The 17,851-nt window shown below is 66.0% G+C and carries 16 protein-coding genes and 1 tRNA gene; 7 read left to right on the plus strand and 10 right to left on the minus strand.

Annotated features, from left to right (window positions below; all coding sequences use genetic code 11):
• Positions 1–6: 6 nt before the first annotated feature.
• Positions 7–786: a phosphate ABC transporter ATP-binding protein PstB gene (gene pstB / locus ABFX56_RS05920; RefSeq protein ID WP_346232337.1), complete on the plus strand. Its 780-nt coding sequence runs from the start codon at positions 7–9 to the stop codon at positions 784–786.
• Positions 787–917: 131 nt separating this feature from the next.
• Here pstB and ABFX56_RS05925 read toward each other — a convergent pair whose 3' ends face one another.
• Together ABFX56_RS05925 and ABFX56_RS05930 are read right to left on the minus strand one after the other, a co-directional pair.
• Positions 918–1,547 carry a DNA-directed RNA polymerase subunit beta gene (locus ABFX56_RS05925; protein WP_346232338.1) on the minus strand — a complete coding sequence of 210 codons (630 nt, stop codon included), beginning with the start codon at positions 1,545–1,547 and terminating at the stop codon, positions 918–920.
• A 30-nt stretch (positions 1,548–1,577) separates the two neighbouring features.
• A tRNA-Lys gene (locus ABFX56_RS05930) sits at positions 1,578–1,650 on the minus strand.
• Between the two features lie 121 nt (positions 1,651–1,771).
• On the opposite strand from ABFX56_RS05930, the gene ABFX56_RS05935 reads away from it, so the two are divergent.
• A complete protein-coding gene (locus ABFX56_RS05935) occupies positions 1,772–2,152 on the plus strand; it encodes a hypothetical protein (protein ID WP_346232339.1) in 381 nt (126 codons plus the stop codon).
• Between the two features lie 55 nt (positions 2,153–2,207).
• Here the strand turns inward: ABFX56_RS05935 and ABFX56_RS05940 are convergent, their stop codons facing one another.
• The 4 genes from ABFX56_RS05940 to ABFX56_RS05955 all read right to left on the minus strand — a co-directional run bounded on the left by ABFX56_RS05940 (position 2,208) and on the right by ABFX56_RS05955 (position 7,571).
• Positions 2,208–4,814, minus strand: a complete 2,607-nt coding sequence (locus ABFX56_RS05940; RefSeq protein ID WP_346232340.1) for an alpha-mannosidase — start codon at positions 4,812–4,814, stop codon at positions 2,208–2,210.
• Between the two features lie 26 nt (positions 4,815–4,840).
• Positions 4,841–5,428: a D-sedoheptulose-7-phosphate isomerase gene (locus ABFX56_RS05945; protein ID WP_346232341.1), complete on the minus strand. Its 588-nt coding sequence runs from the start codon at positions 5,426–5,428 to the stop codon at positions 4,841–4,843.
• A gap of 24 nt (positions 5,429–5,452) precedes the next feature.
• Positions 5,453–6,436 carry an ROK family protein gene (locus ABFX56_RS05950; RefSeq protein ID WP_346232342.1) on the minus strand — a complete coding sequence of 328 codons (984 nt, stop codon included), beginning with the start codon at positions 6,434–6,436 and terminating at the stop codon, positions 5,453–5,455.
• 103 nt (positions 6,437–6,539) lie between these two features.
• A complete protein-coding gene (locus tag ABFX56_RS05955) occupies positions 6,540–7,571 on the minus strand; it encodes a LacI family DNA-binding transcriptional regulator (protein WP_346232343.1) in 1,032 nt (343 codons plus the stop codon).
• Positions 7,572–7,705: 134 nt separating this feature from the next.
• Between ABFX56_RS05955 and ABFX56_RS05960 the strand changes: the two genes are divergently transcribed.
• A complete protein-coding gene (locus ABFX56_RS05960; RefSeq protein WP_346232344.1) occupies positions 7,706–8,662 on the plus strand; it encodes a carbohydrate ABC transporter permease in 957 nt (318 codons plus the stop codon).
• A 4-nt stretch (positions 8,663–8,666) separates the two neighbouring features.
• A complete protein-coding gene (locus ABFX56_RS05965) occupies positions 8,667–9,602 on the plus strand; it encodes a carbohydrate ABC transporter permease (RefSeq protein ID WP_346232345.1) in 936 nt (311 codons plus the stop codon).
• Positions 9,603–9,615: 13 nt separating this feature from the next.
• On the opposite strand, the gene ABFX56_RS05970 is transcribed toward ABFX56_RS05965, so the two are convergent.
• Complete coding sequence (locus ABFX56_RS05970) at positions 9,616–10,995, minus strand: ABC transporter substrate-binding protein (RefSeq protein ID WP_346232346.1); 1,380 nt, start codon at positions 10,993–10,995, stop codon at positions 9,616–9,618.
• A 260-nt stretch (positions 10,996–11,255) separates the two neighbouring features.
• Between ABFX56_RS05970 and ABFX56_RS05975 the strand changes: the two genes are divergently transcribed.
• Positions 11,256–11,558 carry a hypothetical protein gene (locus ABFX56_RS05975; protein ID WP_346232347.1) on the plus strand — a complete coding sequence of 101 codons (303 nt, stop codon included), beginning with the start codon at positions 11,256–11,258 and terminating at the stop codon, positions 11,556–11,558.
• Between the two features lie 4 nt (positions 11,559–11,562).
• Here the strand turns inward: ABFX56_RS05975 and ABFX56_RS05980 are convergent, their stop codons facing one another.
• Both ABFX56_RS05980 and ABFX56_RS05985 read right to left on the minus strand, forming a co-directional pair.
• Positions 11,563–13,425 carry an MBL fold metallo-hydrolase gene (locus ABFX56_RS05980; protein ID WP_346232348.1) on the minus strand — a complete coding sequence of 621 codons (1,863 nt, stop codon included), beginning with the start codon at positions 13,423–13,425 and terminating at the stop codon, positions 11,563–11,565.
• Positions 13,422–15,275, minus strand: coding sequence for an alpha-amylase family protein (locus ABFX56_RS05985; protein ID WP_346232349.1), 1,854 nt, complete (start codon positions 15,273–15,275; stop codon positions 13,422–13,424). Before ABFX56_RS05985 ends, ABFX56_RS05980 begins: the two co-directional genes overlap by 4 nt.
• Positions 15,276–15,355: 80 nt before the next feature.
• On the opposite strand from ABFX56_RS05985, the gene ABFX56_RS05990 reads away from it, so the two are divergent.
• Together ABFX56_RS05990 and ABFX56_RS05995 are read left to right on the plus strand one after the other, a co-directional pair.
• Complete coding sequence (locus tag ABFX56_RS05990; protein ID WP_346232350.1) at positions 15,356–16,129, plus strand: alpha/beta fold hydrolase; 774 nt, start codon at positions 15,356–15,358, stop codon at positions 16,127–16,129.
• On the plus strand, positions 16,126–16,836 hold the full coding sequence (locus ABFX56_RS05995) for an esterase/lipase family protein (RefSeq protein WP_346232351.1): 711 nt from the start codon (positions 16,126–16,128) through the stop codon (positions 16,834–16,836). The genes ABFX56_RS05990 and ABFX56_RS05995 overlap by 4 nt, the downstream gene beginning before the upstream one ends.
• Here the strand turns inward: ABFX56_RS05995 and ABFX56_RS06000 are convergent.
• Positions 16,793–17,851, minus strand: coding sequence for a VIT1/CCC1 transporter family protein (locus ABFX56_RS06000; RefSeq protein WP_346232352.1), 1,059 nt, complete (start codon positions 17,849–17,851; stop codon positions 16,793–16,795). The two genes, ABFX56_RS05995 and ABFX56_RS06000, sit on opposite strands and share 44 nt — an antisense overlap.

Below are 17,851 nucleotides of genomic sequence, written 5' to 3' on the forward strand. Positions count from 1 at the left end.
ACACCAGTGTCAAAGCGCATCGAAGTGAACGATCTGAACGTGTACTACGGCAAGTTCAAGGCCGTCGAAGGCGTCAGCCTGACGATCGAACCGCGCACCGTCACGGCGTTCATCGGGCCGAGCGGATGCGGCAAGTCCACGTTCTTGCGCACCCTGAACCGGATGCACGAGGTGATCCCGGGTGCCTGGGTGGACGGCGAGGTGCTCATCGACGGCAACAACCTCTACGCGGAAGGAGTCGATCCGGTGCTCGTGCGGCGCCAGGTCGGCATGGTGTTCCAGCGGCCGAACCCATTCCCCACCATGTCGATCCGGGACAACGTACTCGCCGGGGTGAAGCTCAACAACCGTAAAATCAGCAAGTCGGATGCCGACGATCTGGTCGAGCGGGCCCTGATCGGCGCGAACCTGTGGAACGAGGTGAAGGACCGGCTTGCGCTGCCCGGATCCGGGATCTCCGGAGGACAGCAGCAGCGGCTGTGCATCGCGCGGGCGATCGCGGTGCAGCCGGACGTGCTGCTGATGGACGAGCCCTGTTCGGCGCTCGACCCGATCTCCACGCTCGCGATCGAGGACCTCATCGAGGAACTCAAGCAGGACTACACGATCGTGATCGTCACGCACAACATGCAGCAGGCATCCAGGGTCAGCGACCGTACCGCGTTCTTCAACATCGCCGGCACCGGCAAGCCAGGCAAACTCATCGAGTACAACGACACCAACACGATCTTCTCGCGGCCGTCGGTACAGGCCACTGAGGACTACGTTTCGGGCAAATTCGGCTGATCCGCACGCTCGAGGGGCTGGAGGCGTATGGGCCGGGTCGCAGAACGCCTCTCGGCGCGAGGCCGCTCGAAGCGGCGAATATTGGAGCCCGGGGTTACTGCGACCCGACCAACGACCCTGACGGGCCTGGCTCAGTCTAAAGCATCCGCTCGCCAGAGCCGGGCACACGCAGCGAACTCGGAGGCCGTCTGCGAAAGCCGCAGCGCGCGCCGGGTGAAGTCGGTCGCCCGTTCGGGAGCCAGCGGTTCGGCATCGTCGGCGAAGCTCGCCGCACCGGTGGAAGTGACCCGGCAAAACGCTGCGGCACGGTCGAGGGCGACGGCGAAGTCACCCGTGAACAGCCCGCGCAGAATCTGGTCGGCAAGCGCCATGATCTCGCCAGGCCCGGTCGGCGAGGGCACACCGGCGACGACGGGATCGATGGTCGCCAGCACCTCGCTGCCACGCTGGTAAAGCAGGCTGATACCCTCGGCATCCTGGCGGATCAGGATGCGCATGAGGTAGATGCGCCACAGCGCGCCGGGAAGGCTGCGGGCGCTGGCACACGCCCACAGTTCCGCGATGGTGTCGACGCCGTGTTCGTCGGTGAGCGACACGAGTCGGTCCACGACGGCGGAATCCGGATCGTCGCGCACCCTGCTGAGCAGCGCATTCGCCGTCTCGTGCGCCACCCGGCTGATCTGTGCCGGGTCTTGGCCGCCCTCAAACGCCTCGAACCTGTCGCCCGAGAACTGGGTCGGCTTATGGAACTCGTCGCTCATCTGATCCAGCCTAGGCGAATCCCGCGTGAGTGCCCCCCCTGGGTTTCGATCCCAGTACCCGCGGATTAAAAGTCCACTGCTCTTCCGAGTGAGCTAGAGGGGCTACGCCGCTATTCTGCCATGTTCGGGCGCGCGGACGTTCACTTGCAGCTTGTTGTTGTTCCGGGCGCTGGAACAACAACAAGGTGCAAGTGACGGCGGGCGGGGCCAGATAGGGTCTGGGTATGACCGAGATTGCGGCCATCGCCGCCTGCACGATACTGGCGGCACTGGCCGTCTTCCAGGCGACACTCATTGCGGGAGTTCCGATCGGCCGCTTCGCGTGGGGCGGACAACACGAGGTACTGCCGCCCAGACTGCGCGTCGGCAGCGCGGTGTCGATCGTGCTGTATGCCGCCTTCGCGTTCGTGATCGCCGAGCGGGTGGGCTGGGTCACACTGTTCGGCAGCGCGGGGTTCGTGCAGGTAGCGTGCTGGGTGCTGTTCGGTTACTTCACACTGGGAATCGTGATGAACGGCCTCTCCCGCAGCAAGCCCGAACGAGGCACGATGACACCGGTGTCGTTGGTGCTGGCCGCGCTGGTGCTCGTGGTCGCACTCGGGTAGCGGGGCGAAGGCAGCGGCAGGTAACCGGCGCTCGCTACTCATCCGGCGAAGTCGCTCACGCGGGCTCCGTGGTGTCCAGCGGCCACTCGATGAGGTCCACCTCGACAATGGGCTCCGCCGCAGCGTACGGGACACGGAAGGTGCGCACCTGGTAGGCGCCGAAATCCGCCTCGATGGTGCGCCCGATCAGCGGGATGTCAAGGTGAGCCTTGGCCGGACGGCCAAGGGTTTCCACGGCGCGCACGATGAGATCCGAGCTGCTGAGGTCCGAGCTGCCGGGGTCCTCGCTGCCCTTGATCGCGGTGATCATCACCTGCCCGGCGCCATCGTCCACGAAGCTGTGCTGCGGCGGCATCGTCCCGGTGTGAAAGCTCTCCAGCATCGCGCGTGGCGGCGCACCGAGCACGGCCGCACCACGAGTGAGCTCGGCGCCCCGCCAATCCCCGTCGTGCGGCACCAGCAGGTACCTGAAGTGCTGCACCCCCTGGTCCTGGTAGGAGTAGAAACCGTCGGGGTCGAGTTGCCGCGGATCGTGCCACGCGTACACGGGACTGCGCACCGCTGTAATGCCGATGCTGGGCGACACCGCCTGACCTCCGCTGTCCCCCGCAGGCGACACGTCGTATCCGTGCTTCGCATCGTTCAGCACGGCCAGGCCCGCGCGTCGGGATCCGCCGCCCGGCACGGCGCCGGTCACATCGACCCAGGACTGGCCAGGCTGCTCCGCGCCGTCCAGCGGGCGTTCGATGGTGCCGTAGGGAATCTCGTATGTGCCGATCGGGTTCTCCAGCGCTACCGGGAAGCGCAGCTTCAGCAGGTGCGCCTGCTCGCGCCAGTCGAGCGTGACGCGCACCTCCACCCGGTTGCTGCGATGGCCCAGGATGAACTCCTCGGTCAGCGTGGAGCGGCCCCAGCTGCGTTCCACCCGCAGCCGGGCGCGTACCGGGCCGCTCTCACGCAACACGATTCGGTCGGTGTGCATCGCGTCGCCGGGCCAGTTGTAGGAGACCACTCCGTGCCCCCAGGTGTCGGTGGGGTCTTGGCAAATGTGGGTGTGCTCTCCAAGCGCACCGGCGAGGAGATCCACGCCTGTGCGCTTGTCGAGCAGCGAGCACAGCCAGCCGGTCCGGGGATCGAGCTGAACACGCAGAAACTCGTTCTCCAACACATTCTCTGATGCCTTCAGCGTGCCGAGGCCCTCACCGCTGAACGGTGTGGTCGCCGGCGTGTCGCCGTTGTGCAGACGGTACAGCCGATAGCCGAACGCGGGCAATTCCACCTCGAAGGCGATCGCACCGCGGCCGGTGTCACTCATCGTGGCCTGGGTCTGGATGCGCTGGCTGGGAGTTTGTCTCCCCTCCGCGTCAAGCACGTGCACGCTGAGCGCACGCGCGTTGTACTGCAGTTCCACCTCGGTCGTGATTGGCCACGGGTGCGGGTTGAAGACCAGCACCGGTTGCGTGTCGACATCCAGCGGTACGTTCACCTGCCGGGCGATCACGTTGTGGGCCTGCGTGATGATGCGCTTGCAGATGGCGATCGCCTCGCCGAGTTGATCACGAGCGTCGTCGTACGCGGACTCGATGGCCGACCCTGGCAACACGTCGTGAAACTGATTGAACAGTACCTGCTTCCAGGCCCTCTCCAGGTCTGCGCGGGGATAGCGAATCCCGTCCCGCACGGCCGCCACGGCGGCCCACCGCTCGGCGCGCAGCAGCGCGGCCTGCGCCTTGCGCTGCCACTGCTTGATGCCGGAGTGCGCGGAGTAGCAGCCGGGTGCGTGGTGCTGCAGGTCATCCCGCCAGACCGGCAATTGCGCCATGCCACCCGGCCCGCGGTGCCGCGCCAGCTCGTCAAAGTAGTGGCGGGGTGAGGACATGGTCACCTGCCCGTAGGTGCCCATCCGATCGAATCGGTAGATCGACTCGATGTTGGCTTTGGTCGGCCCGCCGCCGTGGTTGCCGACGCCGTAGAACACCATGATCTGAGACAGCGCGTGATCGGCCTGCGCGATCGCCTTTTCGGTCTGGAAGGCCAGCCCCCCGGCGGAACTGCCGTACTCGAACGGGATGCGGTAGGCCAGCACCCGGCTGCCGTCCGGTGACTCCCACCAGAACGCGGTATCGGCCATCGCCGTTTCGTGCGCGCCAGGTCGCAGGAAGCAGTAACTGTCTATCCCCTGCAGGCGAAGAATCTGCGGCAGCATGGCGTTGTGGCCGAAGGGGTCGGCGTTCATTCCCACCGTTGCCGGGATCCCGAAGCGGGAGCGGAGGAATCGCTGGCCGTATAGGCCTTGCCTGGCGAAAGATTCCCCCGAAGGCATATTGCAGTCCGGTTCAACCCACCAGCCTCCGACGTTGACCCAGCGTCCCTCCTTGACGCGCTGCGTGATCCGGTCGAACAGTTCGGGGTCGGATTCCTCCACCCAGCTGAGTAGCACGATCTGGTCGCAGGTGAAGATGAAGTCCGGGTATTCGTCCATCCGGTGGATGGCGGACCAGAACGTCGCGCGGGCCTCCTGGTACCCCTCCTGCCATGGCCACAGCCACACCGGGTCGAGGTGCGCGTTTCCGATCATGTGCACCGATCGCCGCGACGAGGCGCCCGGTCGCCACCGCGACTCCTGCGCCCTCGGATCGAAACCGGCGGGTGCGTTGGACATCGGGGCCCCGTCCGAGTGCTCCCGCGTCACTTCGGCTCCCCCGCTGCCCAGGCGTCGATCTGTTCGCTGATCAGATGCAGCATGAGTGTGTGAGCCTCCTGGATGCGCGGCGTCTGGGTCGACGGCGACAGCAACAGATGGTCGGCCCACTGCCTCGCAGGCCCGCCGTTTCCGCCGCCGAACAGCACCGTGGTCGATCCGGTGGTGCGCGCGGCTTTCAGACCAGCGACGATGTTCGGTGATCGGCCGCTGGTGCTGAACGCAGCCACGACGTCCGCTGGGCCGGCGAGCGCTTCGACCTGTCTGGCGAACACGGTGTCGAAGGAATAGTCGTTGGCGATGCAGGTGATCACCGTGGTGTCGGTGCTCAGAGTCATCGCCGGAAGCGGTCTGCGGTCGCGCCGGTAGTGGCCGATGACTTCACCGCAGAAGTGCTGCGCATCCGCCGCGCTGCCGCCGTTGCCGAAGGTGTACAGCCGGCCACCCGCTTCGAAGGCCGCACACAACACGTCGGCCACCGCCCGCACCGCCGGAAGCAACGGCCCCAGCGCAAGGCCGACGGCCACGTGGTCGGCTACCTGCGCTGCCATCCAATCGGAGTCTCGGTCCGACATGGTTTCTCCCTTGGCGTTGTTGATTCAGGCGAGCTGCGGATGCCGGGGTTCCGGCTGGAGTTCATCCAGCGCCAGGGCCCCCGCCCCGACGACACAGACGGTATCCCCGAGGGCCGTGAGCGCGATGCGAACTGCGGCGCGGGCCGGTCCCATCGCGTTCGAGGCGACGATGCGGGCCACGGGGTCGATGAGCAGGTCTCCTGCCCGAGCCACGCCGCCACCGAAGACCACCAGATCCGGTTCGAATACGTTCACCAGATCGGTCACGGCGATGCCCAGCAGTTCGGTCGTCTCGTCCCAGACTTCCCTGGCGAGGCTGTCGGTGGATCCGGCTGCCGCGACGTCCCGTGCCGTGATCGTGCTCAATGACGCGAGGCTGGAGGGCCGTCCGGCGGACACCGCCGCCGCGGCCCGTTCGGCTATGGCCGTTCCTGAGGCGTAGGCCTCGATGCACCCGCGCCGGCCGCAGGTGCAGAGCCGATCGCCCGGATGCACCATAAGATGCCCCAATTCGCCCCCGTTCCCCGCTGCGCCGCGGTGCAGCCGGCCGTCCAGCACTGCGCCGCCGCCCATGCCGGTGGACAGCGTGAGATAGACGAGGGAGTGGGTGCCGCGTCCGACGCCGAACCGGTACTCACCCCACGCACCCGCCGTGGCATCGTTGGCGAGCACGGCGGGCGCGTGGAACTCCGCGGCGGCCAACGGGCCCACCGGGACCCCGATCCAGCCGGGCAGGTGCGGCGGGCACAGCAGCACGCCGGAGCGCGAATCCAGGGGACCGCCGCAGGAGATGCCAACCGCGCCGATGCCGCCCGGGTCGAGGCCGGCCTCCGCTACCGCACGGTGGCCCATGCCGAAAAGTCGACGCAGCACCGGTGCCGGCCCCTGCTCCCGGTGCGTCGGCTCGACGATGAAGCTGCGCAGCGTGCCGTCCGGTGCGAGAACTCCGACGGCGAGTTTGGTGCCGCCGATGTCGAGTGCGAGGACAGGTTTCCGCTCGGTCTGCACACTGTCCTCCACGGTCGGGCGCCGCGGCCGGATAACGACCTGGCAACGTTCCCACACTCAGGATATGGTCACTGTTCCGAGCCGGTCAACCTCAAGGCCGACGCTACGGTTTCGGAGCGGCCGTGGATCCGCGCGCCTGCAGTTCCGCCTTCATGACCAGGGTGCGCACCGCCGCATCCGGGTCATCGAGCCGCATCAGAAGGCGATCAACGGCCGCCTCACCCAGCGCGACGGTGTCTTGGGCCACCGCGGTCAGTCCGGGCAACACCATGCTCATCCACGGCGCGTCATCGAACGAGACGATGCTGAGATCCTGCGGCACGCGCAGTCCGAGTTCGCCGGCCGCCCGCCACACGCCTTCCGCGATCAGATTGTTGGCGGAGAACAGCGCCGTCGGGCGATCGCGCCGGGAAAGGAGATCGATTGCCACCTCGCGGGCGCGTGCGGCATCCCAGCCTGCCGAGACCAGAAGCCTCGGATCGAACTGGATCCCGGATTCTTCCAGACATTGTCGGTATCCGGCGACTCGGTCGCTGCCTGTGGTCCAATGCGCCTCGTCGACCAGCATCGCAATGCGGCGATGACCCAGCGCAACGAGGTGGTCCGTCAGTCTGCGCGAGGCGCCGACATTGTCGACCAGCACGCAATCGCATCCGCCGTTCGAGAAGGTGCGGTCGACCTCGACAACCGGGGTGTGTTGGCGCAGGAGATAGCTCGACGGCGCGGCGGAGACGGGCGTCACCACGACACCGGCCACCCGCATGCCGACGAACGCCTTGACGGCATCCCGCTCGGCTTCCACCGATCCCCGGTCATCGACGAGCACCATGGTATAGCGGTGTTCGTTGGCGCGACGCCCGATTCCCGCGGCGAGGTCGGCATAAAACGCGTTGCGCAGGTCCGAAACGATCACCCCGATGGAACGGCTCTGCTGCTTGCGCAGGTTGCTGGCCATCGCGTGCGGCACATACCCCACGCCGTCGGCGATGGCGCGCACCCTCTCCCGCACCTCGGCCGCGACGTATCCCTCGCCGCTCAGCGCCCGAGCGGTGGTGGAGATGGAGACTCCGGCGAGCTGGGCAACATCCTTGATCGTCGCCCGATGCAGAGGACGCGCGCGGATGCCGTCCGCCATCCCTGAGTCCTCCCGAGCGTCAGACCAGGCCGCCCTGGCGCATTCCTCACGCGAGCGTATCTTGATGTTCTGTAGTCGCCGCCTGTATGGTAACGATGCCATACATGTTACTCCGCACCAAGGAGGCATGGACCATGGCTGTTCTCACCGATGTCGCCTCATCCTCGGCCCCGGCTGTCCCGGACCGCATCAAGCGCACCAGGTTCAGCAAACGCGAGGCCATCGCCGGCTACCTCTTCATCTCACCGTGGATTATCGGATTTCTGGTTTTCACGCTCGGAGCCATGATTTACAGCTTGGTACTCTCGTTCACCAACTACGACCTCGCCACCAACACCGCGGATCCGGTGGGCTTCGCCAACTACACGCGGTTGATCGAGGACCCCAAGGTCATGCTGTCGCTCGGCAACACGCTCTTCTATGCGGTGATGGCGGTGCCGCTGGAGATCATCTTCGCGCTGTTTCTCGCCTCGCTGCTGGACAGGGCGACCAGAGGCGCCGGAGCGTTCCGCGTCATCTATTACCTGCCGAAGATGACGCCGTCGGTGGCGACCGCGTCCATCTTCCTGCTCCTGCTCAACGGCAACCAGGGTGCCATCAACAAGTTCTTGGGAATCTTCGGAATCCAAGGCCCGCAGTGGCTGATCGACCCGAACTGGGTCAAACCGTCGATCGTGCTGATGGCAATGTGGACGGTGAGCGGCACCATGCTGATCTTCCTGGCCGCGCTCAAGAACGTGCCGACCGACCTGTACGAGGCGGCGGCGATCGACGGCGCCGGCAGCATCCGCAAGTTCTTCCGGATCACCCTGCCGATGATTTCCAACGCGATGTTCTTCTGCGTCATCGTGCTGACCATCGCGGCACTGCAGGTGTTCGACCAGGCTTACCTGCTCTACTTCCGCGACACCGCGCAGGCCTCGCCGGATGCCGCGCTCTTCATCGGCGTCTATCTCTTCCAGCAGGCGTTCCAGCAATTCAACATGGGGTTCGCCGCCGCCATCGCCTGGCTGCTGTTCGCCATCATCATGATCGTCACCGTCGTTCAGGTGAAATTCGGCAACAAGTTCGTGTACTACGAGGGTGACTAGACCGATGACTACCATCAACGTCGCTCCGCAGGCCGCCGTCGAATCCAACCCCACCGTCGAATCGGCCGCATCGGCCTCCCGGCGGCACTGGTACAAGCCGCGCACGATTATCGGCAAGGTGATCCTCTGGATCGTGCTCATCGGATTCGCCCTCGCCTTCTTGTATCCGTTCGCCTGGCTGCTCGCGGCCACCTTCAAGCCGCGCGCAGATGTGCTGGACAACCTGCTCATCCCGGAGCACTTCACCTGGGACAACTACGGCGAGGTGTGGCAAAAGCTGCCGCTTCTCAGCTGGCTGGGGAACAGCATCTACATCGCCCTGCTCGCCGCCGGTTTCGTCACCATCTCAAGTTCGCTGGTCGCGTTCGGTTTCGCCTACTTCCGTTTCCCGTTCCGGAACACGCTCTTCGGCCTGGTACTGGGCACGATGATGCTACCCGGCGCCGTGACGATGGTTCCGATGTACCTGATCTGGAAAGACCTCGGGGTGCTCGGCACGACGATTCCGCTGTGGGGAGCCAATCTGTTCGGTTCGGCCTTCTACATCTTCTTGCAACGCCAATTCTTCATGGGACTGCCTCGGGAATTGTTCGAGGCAGCGCGGATCGACGGATGCAGCTACTTCGGGCTGTTCAGAAGGATCGCCGTTCCGCTGTCGATCCCGTCGTTCATCATCGTGTTCATCTTCGAGTTCCAGGCCAGTTGGAACAACCTGCAGGCACCGCTGATCTACCTGAACTTCGGCAGCCCTGAGCAGTTCACGGTGCCGCTCGGTATCTCCTACGCGATGACCTTGTTCAGCCCTACTGCCGGCGGACAGGGCGACTACCAGTGGGTGGTCACCGCTGCACTGATCGTGACCCTGCCGATGTTGATCATCTTCACGGCCGGGCAACGATACTTCATCGAGGGGATCGCGACCCAGGGCCGAAAGGGCTGAGGGCCCGACCCGGCTACTTCTTGATCGTCTGGTTGTACGCGAGCATCGCCGCGGCCTGCGCATCACCAAGGGCATCCTTGATCGACTTCTTCCCCGTCATTGCCGGCACGATCGCGTTCTGCAGTTCGGTGTTGATCTGCAAACCCGCGGGCGACGACCCCAAAGAGGCTGGGTTCGACAGCTCCTCGTAGTATGCGTTGATCGCCTCGTCGAAGCCCTTGTTGCCCGTCGGCTTCAGGTACTTGTCCTTGATGATCTTGTCGGCCGTGGATGAGCCGGTGAACAGGCCGGTGAACAGCTTGCCCGGTGTCTTCTTGACGGTCTCCAGTCGCGCTTGCGCGGCCGCGATCCAGGCGTCATCCGAGGTGTCAGCAATCGCCCACTTGCACGCGGCCGCCGGATTCTTCGCCTTCGCCGGAATCACATACGCCGATCCGCCCGCCGCGGCGATCGGCTTGCCGTCTGTGCCACGCATCGGAACGCCGGACAGCGTGGTGTCGGCGGCAAAATCGGCGAGGACGTTGGGGTACCACTGCGCGTAAAGTCCGGCTCCGACCTGGTCGGTGGTGAACTGGTTCTTCGCGCCGAAGAAGTCCCAGGTCTGTCCGAAGCTGTACGCCTTCTCGTATCCGCCCTGTGCCTCGTAGACGCTCTGCAACCACTCCAGCGCTTTGATGTTCGCGGGGTTGGCAAGGTCCGGCTTGCCGTCCTTGTCCACCACCTTCCCGCCGAAGGCGAGGAACCACATATTGGCCGAGTTCGGCAGCTGGGCGTCGAACCCGAGAACCGTGGGTTTGCCGTCCGCTTCCTTGTACATCTTCTTCGCGGCGGCGAGGATCTGATCAGGCTTCGAGGTGTCCATGTCTGCAGCTGTCACTCCTGCAGCATCCATCACGCGCGTGTTGAGCAAGATGGCTTGCGGCTGCCAGAACTGTGGGATGCCGTAGATGTCTCCCTTGTACTTGACATCGTCAAGCAGCGACGAGTAGTAGTGCTTCTCCGGATCGACCTTCTGCGCCGAGTAACACTGGTCCAGAGGAACGATGAGCCCCTTGGATGCGTAGGTGGCGACGTACTGGCGATCCATGAGCACGAGGTCGGGCAGGTTACCGCTGGCGGCCTGTGCCGCGAACTTCTGCGCGTCGAAGTTGCCCTGATTGATCGTCACCTTGGCGTTGTCCTTCTTCAACTGCGCCTCGGCGTAGTCTGCGCGGGAGGTGGCAACCTCGTCCCCGAGAGTGAAACCGCCTGCGGTCATTGATCCGGAGATCTTTGCGGTGAAGTCCGGCCCCTTGGCATTGTCCTGAGTGCCGGAACCTCCTGAGCATCCTGTCATCAGCACGGCCGCAGAAGTTGCCATTGCAAGGGCGACGGCTACCTGTCTTGTCTTCATGCTCAGTCCCTTCGAAAGATGCCGAGGCGCGACATCGCCGCCGCGCAGGCAGGAACCCACGGAAGTACCCGCATGGGCTCCTTCCCGCCACGCACAGTAATCACAGCGTGCGGTTCGCACAAGCCCGTAATGAGGAAAATTGGATAACGGACGCATATCGGTGCGGGGTGGCTCGGAGCAAGGACACTTCACGGGATGAAAGAAGCGGCGTAACGTGATTCACCACGGCTGGTGGCCCCGACCCAACCACAGGAGAAGCCATGAACCTCGGAGTATTCCAGGCAGGACTTGCCGCATCCGATGCTGTTGATTGGGTGAGCGCCGTCCTGCTGTGGATACTCGAGGCGGCGGGCATCGTGTTTCTGGCCGCGGCCACCCGCTTCGTGCTCGCTAAGACCCGAGAACTGGCCAAGCACGACTCGACCAAACCGGGTGCCGTCGCCGGCCCATCTTCGACCATCGCTCCGAACCACAAGAGTGCCTCTCCGGTACCGCCGGAAAACCCGCACGCTCCGCCCACACCGGCGTACGGCAACCCGCGCGTGAGAACGCCGGGAACGTAGCCGATCAGATCACCTGGACCAGTGCTTCCGCGTGCTGGCCGAGCATCAGGCCGCCGATGGTCACGTCGATCGCCACCCTGGCGCGAGGGCGCGGCGCTCCGCCCACGGTGAGGCGCACCGGCACCTCGCGTTCTTCGCCCGCATCCAGCCAGAGAGTCGTTTCAGCATCCCCGGCGAAGCCTTCCGGCAGCACCGGCCTCAGCGTCACCAGACTCTTGTCGGAGAACGGATTGCGTACCGTCACAGTCAAGGCGAGCGGGTCGCCCGTGGTGACCCGAGAACGGTACGGAGTCAGCCGGGCCAGCACTCCATCCGCGCCGAGATCCAGCTCGTCCAGGGGCAACAGCGCCTCGTGCATCTCAATGAGATCGTTGCCTGCATCCAGCAGGTAGTCGAGGTAGCCCTCGTCCACCCACCGCGGCTCCCAATGGCCGCTCAACATGAGGCCCGGTGCGACCCTGCGGTACAGTTCCGCGCTGGCCTTGTAGTCGGCGATGCGGAAGCGGTTGCGGTACTGGTAATTGAGGATCTCGTGCCGTTCCCCCGGAATTCCAAGGTTCTCCTGCTGGTCTCCGGTGAACAGCACCGTCACGCCGTCCACTTGCACCTCGTACGCCGCCGCGAACAGCGTGTGCCCGGGTTGCCGATGCACGGCGATCGTGTACTCGTTCCACGTGAATGATTCGCCCAGCGGCAGCACCCGGTCCGAGTGGATCGGTTCGAACCACTGGCAGGGCAGGTCGTGCATCCAGGGGTCGTCGAGGATCGGCGCGACATTGGACGGCGTCCAGATCTGGGTGCCCTCCACCTCCCGCAGCAGCGGCAGGCCCGCGACGTGGTCGTCGTGGTAGTGCGTCGTCAGGGCCACGCTGATCCGGCTGACGCCGAACTGTTCCTTCAACGCGGGCAGCGAAGCGAGCCATGGGCGCCGGGCGGCCCGCTCGGAGCCGGTGGGCAGTCCCGTGGTCACGTCATAGCCGTAATCGATCAGCAGCGCTTCTCCGGTGTCCGAAAGCAGGATGTAGCAGCAGGACAGGCTGGACCGATTGAGCAGCAAATGGTCGGTCAACGGCACGTAGGGGTTGCGCAGCCGGTCGGCGAGATCCCACGGGTGCCAGCGCCGCGAATCCACGTGGTACTGCATCCGGGAGCCGAGCAGTTCCAGAGCCTGGTCGGGGTCGCGCATCGGGTGCCCGTGCGAGGGCAGCATCACATCCAGCGCCTCGTCGCGCAGCAGCAGGCAGGTGAGCACCGTCATGGCGGGGCCCTCGTGCCCGGTGTATGACCATTGGCTGGCGGCGAGCGACCAGACCTTGCCGGGTGCGTAGATGAGGTCGCCGGTGAACCCGATCCTCTCCCCGTCGCGCTCGAGAATGTAGCTCACCGAACCGATCGTGTGTCCCGGAGTCGGCAGCACCCGCACGGTGACGCCGCCGTAGTGCGCGGTACGGTACTCGGGCACGGTGGAGGACACGGCGATGGGCTCGAGCAGGGAGAACCGATCTTGCCTGAGGTTGTAGTCGTTGTCGAGCTGCCGTCGCTTCCACATCTCGTCGACGTGGGCGAACAGGTCCACCTCGACCGGGGGCACGTGAATGCGTGCGCCGTGCTCGATCGCGAGCGGCAGGCCCTGCCCCTGGTCGCGGTGATGGTGCGTCATGAGCACATCCGTGATGCGCTGGATGCCGAGCTGGGCCAAGTAGCCCAGGGCGAGTCCGGAGCCGAAGTCGATGGCGATGGCGGTGGTGATGCTCTCCGGATGCTCATCGGAGACGACGAGATAGACATTGCAGGTGTCGCGGATGCGGAAGACCCCGCGGGCCACTTCGACGACGACGTCGGTGGTGGTCGCGGTGGTGTCAGTCATGGCAGCGACGCCCGGTAGGTGTTCCAACTGGCCGCGACCCGTTCCAAGTCCTGGGGTCGAATCGGCTCTCTAGACCGGTCGATCGATTCGGCGTAGTAGAGGGACGGCACCCCGAGCCGGGTTTGCAGTTCCGCGTAGGCGAGCCACTCGGCTCGGCGTTGAATCGGCCACTGGTCCGTGTCGATGGCATGATTCGGTAGCGTAGTCGTCGCTATCTTCTGACGGAAGATCAGTTGATCCGCCGCGGGGACCCGGCGGTCGTGGATGTCCCGCTTGAGGATGTCGTTCAGCCGCACCATGTCGCTGGTGTCGCCGAAGGATGGATGCACGGCATGGGTGATCACGAGCGCGTCGGGTTTGGCCGCCTTCGCCGCCCGATACAGGGTCCGCAAGAGCAGGTGCAGTGCGGCGATGCCCCAGGCGCCACCCGCGGCGACGAGGTCCTGGCCGCTCGGCGCGCGCTGGGTGAAGTCCACCTTCACGCCGTCGGCGTCCAGGCCTTCTGCGGAGAGCAGACTGTGCATGATCTGCCGCAGTCGCCGCCGGTAAGCCGCATTGGCCGGGTCGACGGCGATGGGATGTCCGTCCCGGTCGCGCACGCATTCCTCCACGGGCAGCCCGCCCGGATCCCAGGCCTTCCACCACAGCAGCACCTTCTGCCGCTGTTCGTGCCGGCTGGCGATCCAGCGGCGGAGGTCCGGCCAGTGCGCGAGGTCGACGGTGGCGGTGCCATAGTCCTGTTGCCAGCGGTCGTCGATGACGATCGTGCCCGGGTGCAGTCCACTCGCGGACAGCCTCGCCAGGAACTGGTCGTAGACCTCCTGCGTGGCGAAATCGGATGCATGCCGGACATCGCCGCCCGACGCCGCTGGTTCGTCGTCGGTGCCGTCGTCCTCATCGAAGTCGGGGACGGGACTCACCACTCGCGCGCACTGCGCACCCCAACCGCAGAACATCGGCTCGGACCACCAGCGCTCCAGCACCGGTCCGGCTGACGGGGCCATGCCGTGCCGTACCAGGTCGTGACGGTAGTCGTCGAGCACTCCCCAGCCGGTGGCCGACGGCCGCAACACGAAGGTGGGCGAGCGCCAGGTTCCGTCCACCGTGGTGTGTCCGTCGTAGTCGGCGCGCAGCAGGAACCCGGAATCGAGCGGCTCGTACCGCAGCGTCGTGAAGGTGAGCTCGCTGATCTCTGCCCGAACGGACAGGCCCAGCCACGGGCCGTCCGGCATCTCCGTGGCGCCGCCAACGGGTTCCCGGCCGAATCCCAGTGCCAACGGCGGGGGCGAGAATATGCCGTTCAGGCGGCCCGGCCCGGCATCGCCGACGACACCCAGCGCCGCGGACGAGCGGGCGGGGCGCACGAATTGCACCGGCTCGGTGGGCGCGGGCACGAAGACGCTTGCGAAGTCGATGGAGGAGCGGAAGGTACCGCAGGCGCCGCCCGGCAGGTTGGCCACACCGCCGAAGAGCAGAAGATCGGTGAGCCGACCTCGTCCGGCGACCTCGACCGTCACCTCGAGCGTGGTGGGAGTGCAGCGCAGGCGCAGGATGTGCTGCTGCCACGCGGAGCTGCGCGAGGTCACGACCACGAGCACGTCGTCGGCGTCCTCGAACACGTCCACGGATTCCACCCGCCGGGTCTCGTCAGGTACGCCGACGCGATGCACCGAGCTGAGCAGACTGAGTGCGCTCCACCTGGTGTGGTGCTCGTCGGTGAGCAGCGCGTACGGGCTCCTACCGACACCGGAGACGATGTCGCGGATGACCAGCAGATAACCGGCCCCACTGATGACGATTTTACCGCCAGTCTTCGCCAGTCTGGACAGCCCGGCGGCGCTCACGGTCATGCCCTCATCGTATCTGGTAACGATGTCACACGGCGAGGATGCCCCTGCCAGGGCGGGCATCCTGAGCTTACGATCGACGGATGAGGCGGGTCGACTTCAAAGACATCCGAGTAGGGCCGTTGCATGGCCGCGCCTATTCCACCGTGCGGCAGCACGGCTGGCCGACGTTCGTGCTGTTGCACGGCATCGGGATGTCGCACCGGTACTTCCGGCAGTTGTACGCCGCCCTGGACACCGTGGGGAACACCGCCGCGCTGGACCTGCCCGGCTTCGGCGCCACACAGGACCCCGATCGGGCACTGTCCGTCGGCGAGTACGCGCAATTCACGGGAAAGATGCTCGACGCGCTCGACATCGGCACCTGTGTGGTGATCGGCCATTCCATGGGGGTGCAGTTCGCGGTGGACCTTGCCCTGCAACGACCATCGCTGGTGTCGCACCTCGTGCTGATCGGGCCGGTGGTCGACTCCGGACGGCGAACGGTCCTGCAACAGGGCCTGGCGCTCGCCCGCGACACCCTGCGTGAGCGGCCGTCGACCAACGCCATCGTCTTCAGCGACTACCTGCGATGCGGTCCGCGCCGCTATCTTGCCGAACTCGGCGCCATGATGGCATACCCGACCGATGAACGAATCCGCTCGGTGCTGGCGCCCACTCTGGTGATCCGAGGAGCACGCGATCCCATTGCGCGCAGCCGATGGTGCCACGTGCTGGCGGACCGGGCCCGGGATGCGCGGCTGATCGAAGTGCCCGGTGGCCCTCACGTCGTACAGGAAAGCGCACCGCAGGCAGTGTTCGATGCGATTTCACGCTTCGTGGCGGTCGGCCTCGATGCGCGCGACCAGACCGCGTGAGCGTGACGGCCCGGCTCCGCTGGCTGGCGCAGGATTACGCCTACGTCGCCGCCTGGCAAGCCCGCAGTTTCATCTCGGCGGCGCACCCGGCCGACTTTCGCACCGGTGACGGTCGCGACGTGATTGTGCTCCCCGGGATCTACGAGAACTGGCGATTCATGCAGCCGCTCATTCGTGCCGTGCACGATGCCGGGCATCCGGTTCACGTGCTGCCGGCGCTCGGTTACAACCGCAGGCCGGTGGAACAGGCGGCACAGCTGGTGAGCGTGTATCTTGCCGAGCACCACCTGCGGGATACCGTCATCGTCGCGCACAGCAAGGGCGGGCTGATCGGCAAGTACGCGATGTTGAGGACTCCCGCGCAGGGTCGGGTCGCCCGACTGGTCGCTATCTGCTCGCCGTTTTCGGGATCCCGCTACGCCCGCTACGCGCTGGCGCCCAGTCTGCGGGCGTTCTCACCGAACCACGCGACGACCAGACTGCTCACGAGGGAACGCGAGGTGAATCGGCACATCACCTCCGTGTACGGCACGTTCGATCCGATGATCCCCGCCGGCAGCGAGCTGTTCGGCGCCCGCAACATCCGTTTGAACGTCGCAGGGCATTTCCGCATTCTGGACGATCCGGCGACGATCGAGACGGTGCTGCTCGAAGTTGCCGGCGCTACCCGACAATCCCAGCCAGGAGCAGACCCAGCAGGTAGGTGACCGCGGCGGCGCCGTACCCGATGGCGAGCTGCCGCAGCGCGCGCCGCAGCGGCGGGCCGCCGGAGAGGAGTCCGACGACGGCGCCGGTGCCGAGCAGCGCCAAGCCGACGATCAGCGCTGACACCAGGACCGCGGCGACACCCTGCATGCCGAAGAGGTAGGGCAGCACGGGTATGAGCGCACCGGATGCGAAGAAGGCAAAACTCGAAAACGCCGCGGCCCGCGCGGAGCCGATCTCCTCGTGCTGGTCGATGACCGGCACCTCATCGGTGCGATCGAGCCGCAGGTTGCGCATCACCCGAAGCGCCTTGGCTTCAGCGTCGGCCACCGACATCCCTCTGGCGCGGTACACCAGCGCGAGTTCGTTCGCGTCGACGTCGAGGTGGGAGAGGGCGGCACTCGCATCCGGGTTCGGGTTGGATGCTTCGAGCAATTCACGCTGGGACCGGATCGACACGTACTCCCCGGCGGCCATCGACAACGCACCGGCGAGCAGGCCGGCCAGGCCGGTGGCCAGGATGACGGCGGTGGACACTCCGGTCGCGCCGATGCCCATCACCAGGGCGAGGTTCGAGACCAGACCGTCGTTGGCGCCGAAGATCGCGGCGCGAAAGGTTCCGGACAGCCGATTTCGGCCCCGGGCGGCAAGGCCCCGGACGACCTCTTCGTGGATGCGCTCGTCCGCGGCCATCGACCTGGTGGCATCCGTGTCGGCCTCGTACGGCGAGCGCGCTTCGGCCCGTTGGGCGAGCGCCAGCACGAAGACCGAGCCGAACCGCCGCGCCAGCAACCCGAGCGCCCTGGTGCGCAGGTCGCCGCGGCGGGGTGTGCCCACATCATCGCCCAGCAACTCGCGCCAGTGCGCCTCGTGGCGACCTTCCGCGTCGGCGAGCGCCAGCAGGATCGCGCGCTCCTCGCCACTGCGACGCTGGGCGAGATCACGGTAGACCGCCGCCTCGGCACGTTCGTCGGCGAGGTACTGCCGCCAGCGCCGGATCTCCTGGGGAGTGGGCAC

It is taken from the genome of Parafrigoribacterium mesophilum (assembly GCF_039652555.1).
Classification (GTDB): Bacteria; Actinomycetota; Actinomycetes; order Actinomycetales; family Microbacteriaceae; genus Parafrigoribacterium; species Parafrigoribacterium mesophilum.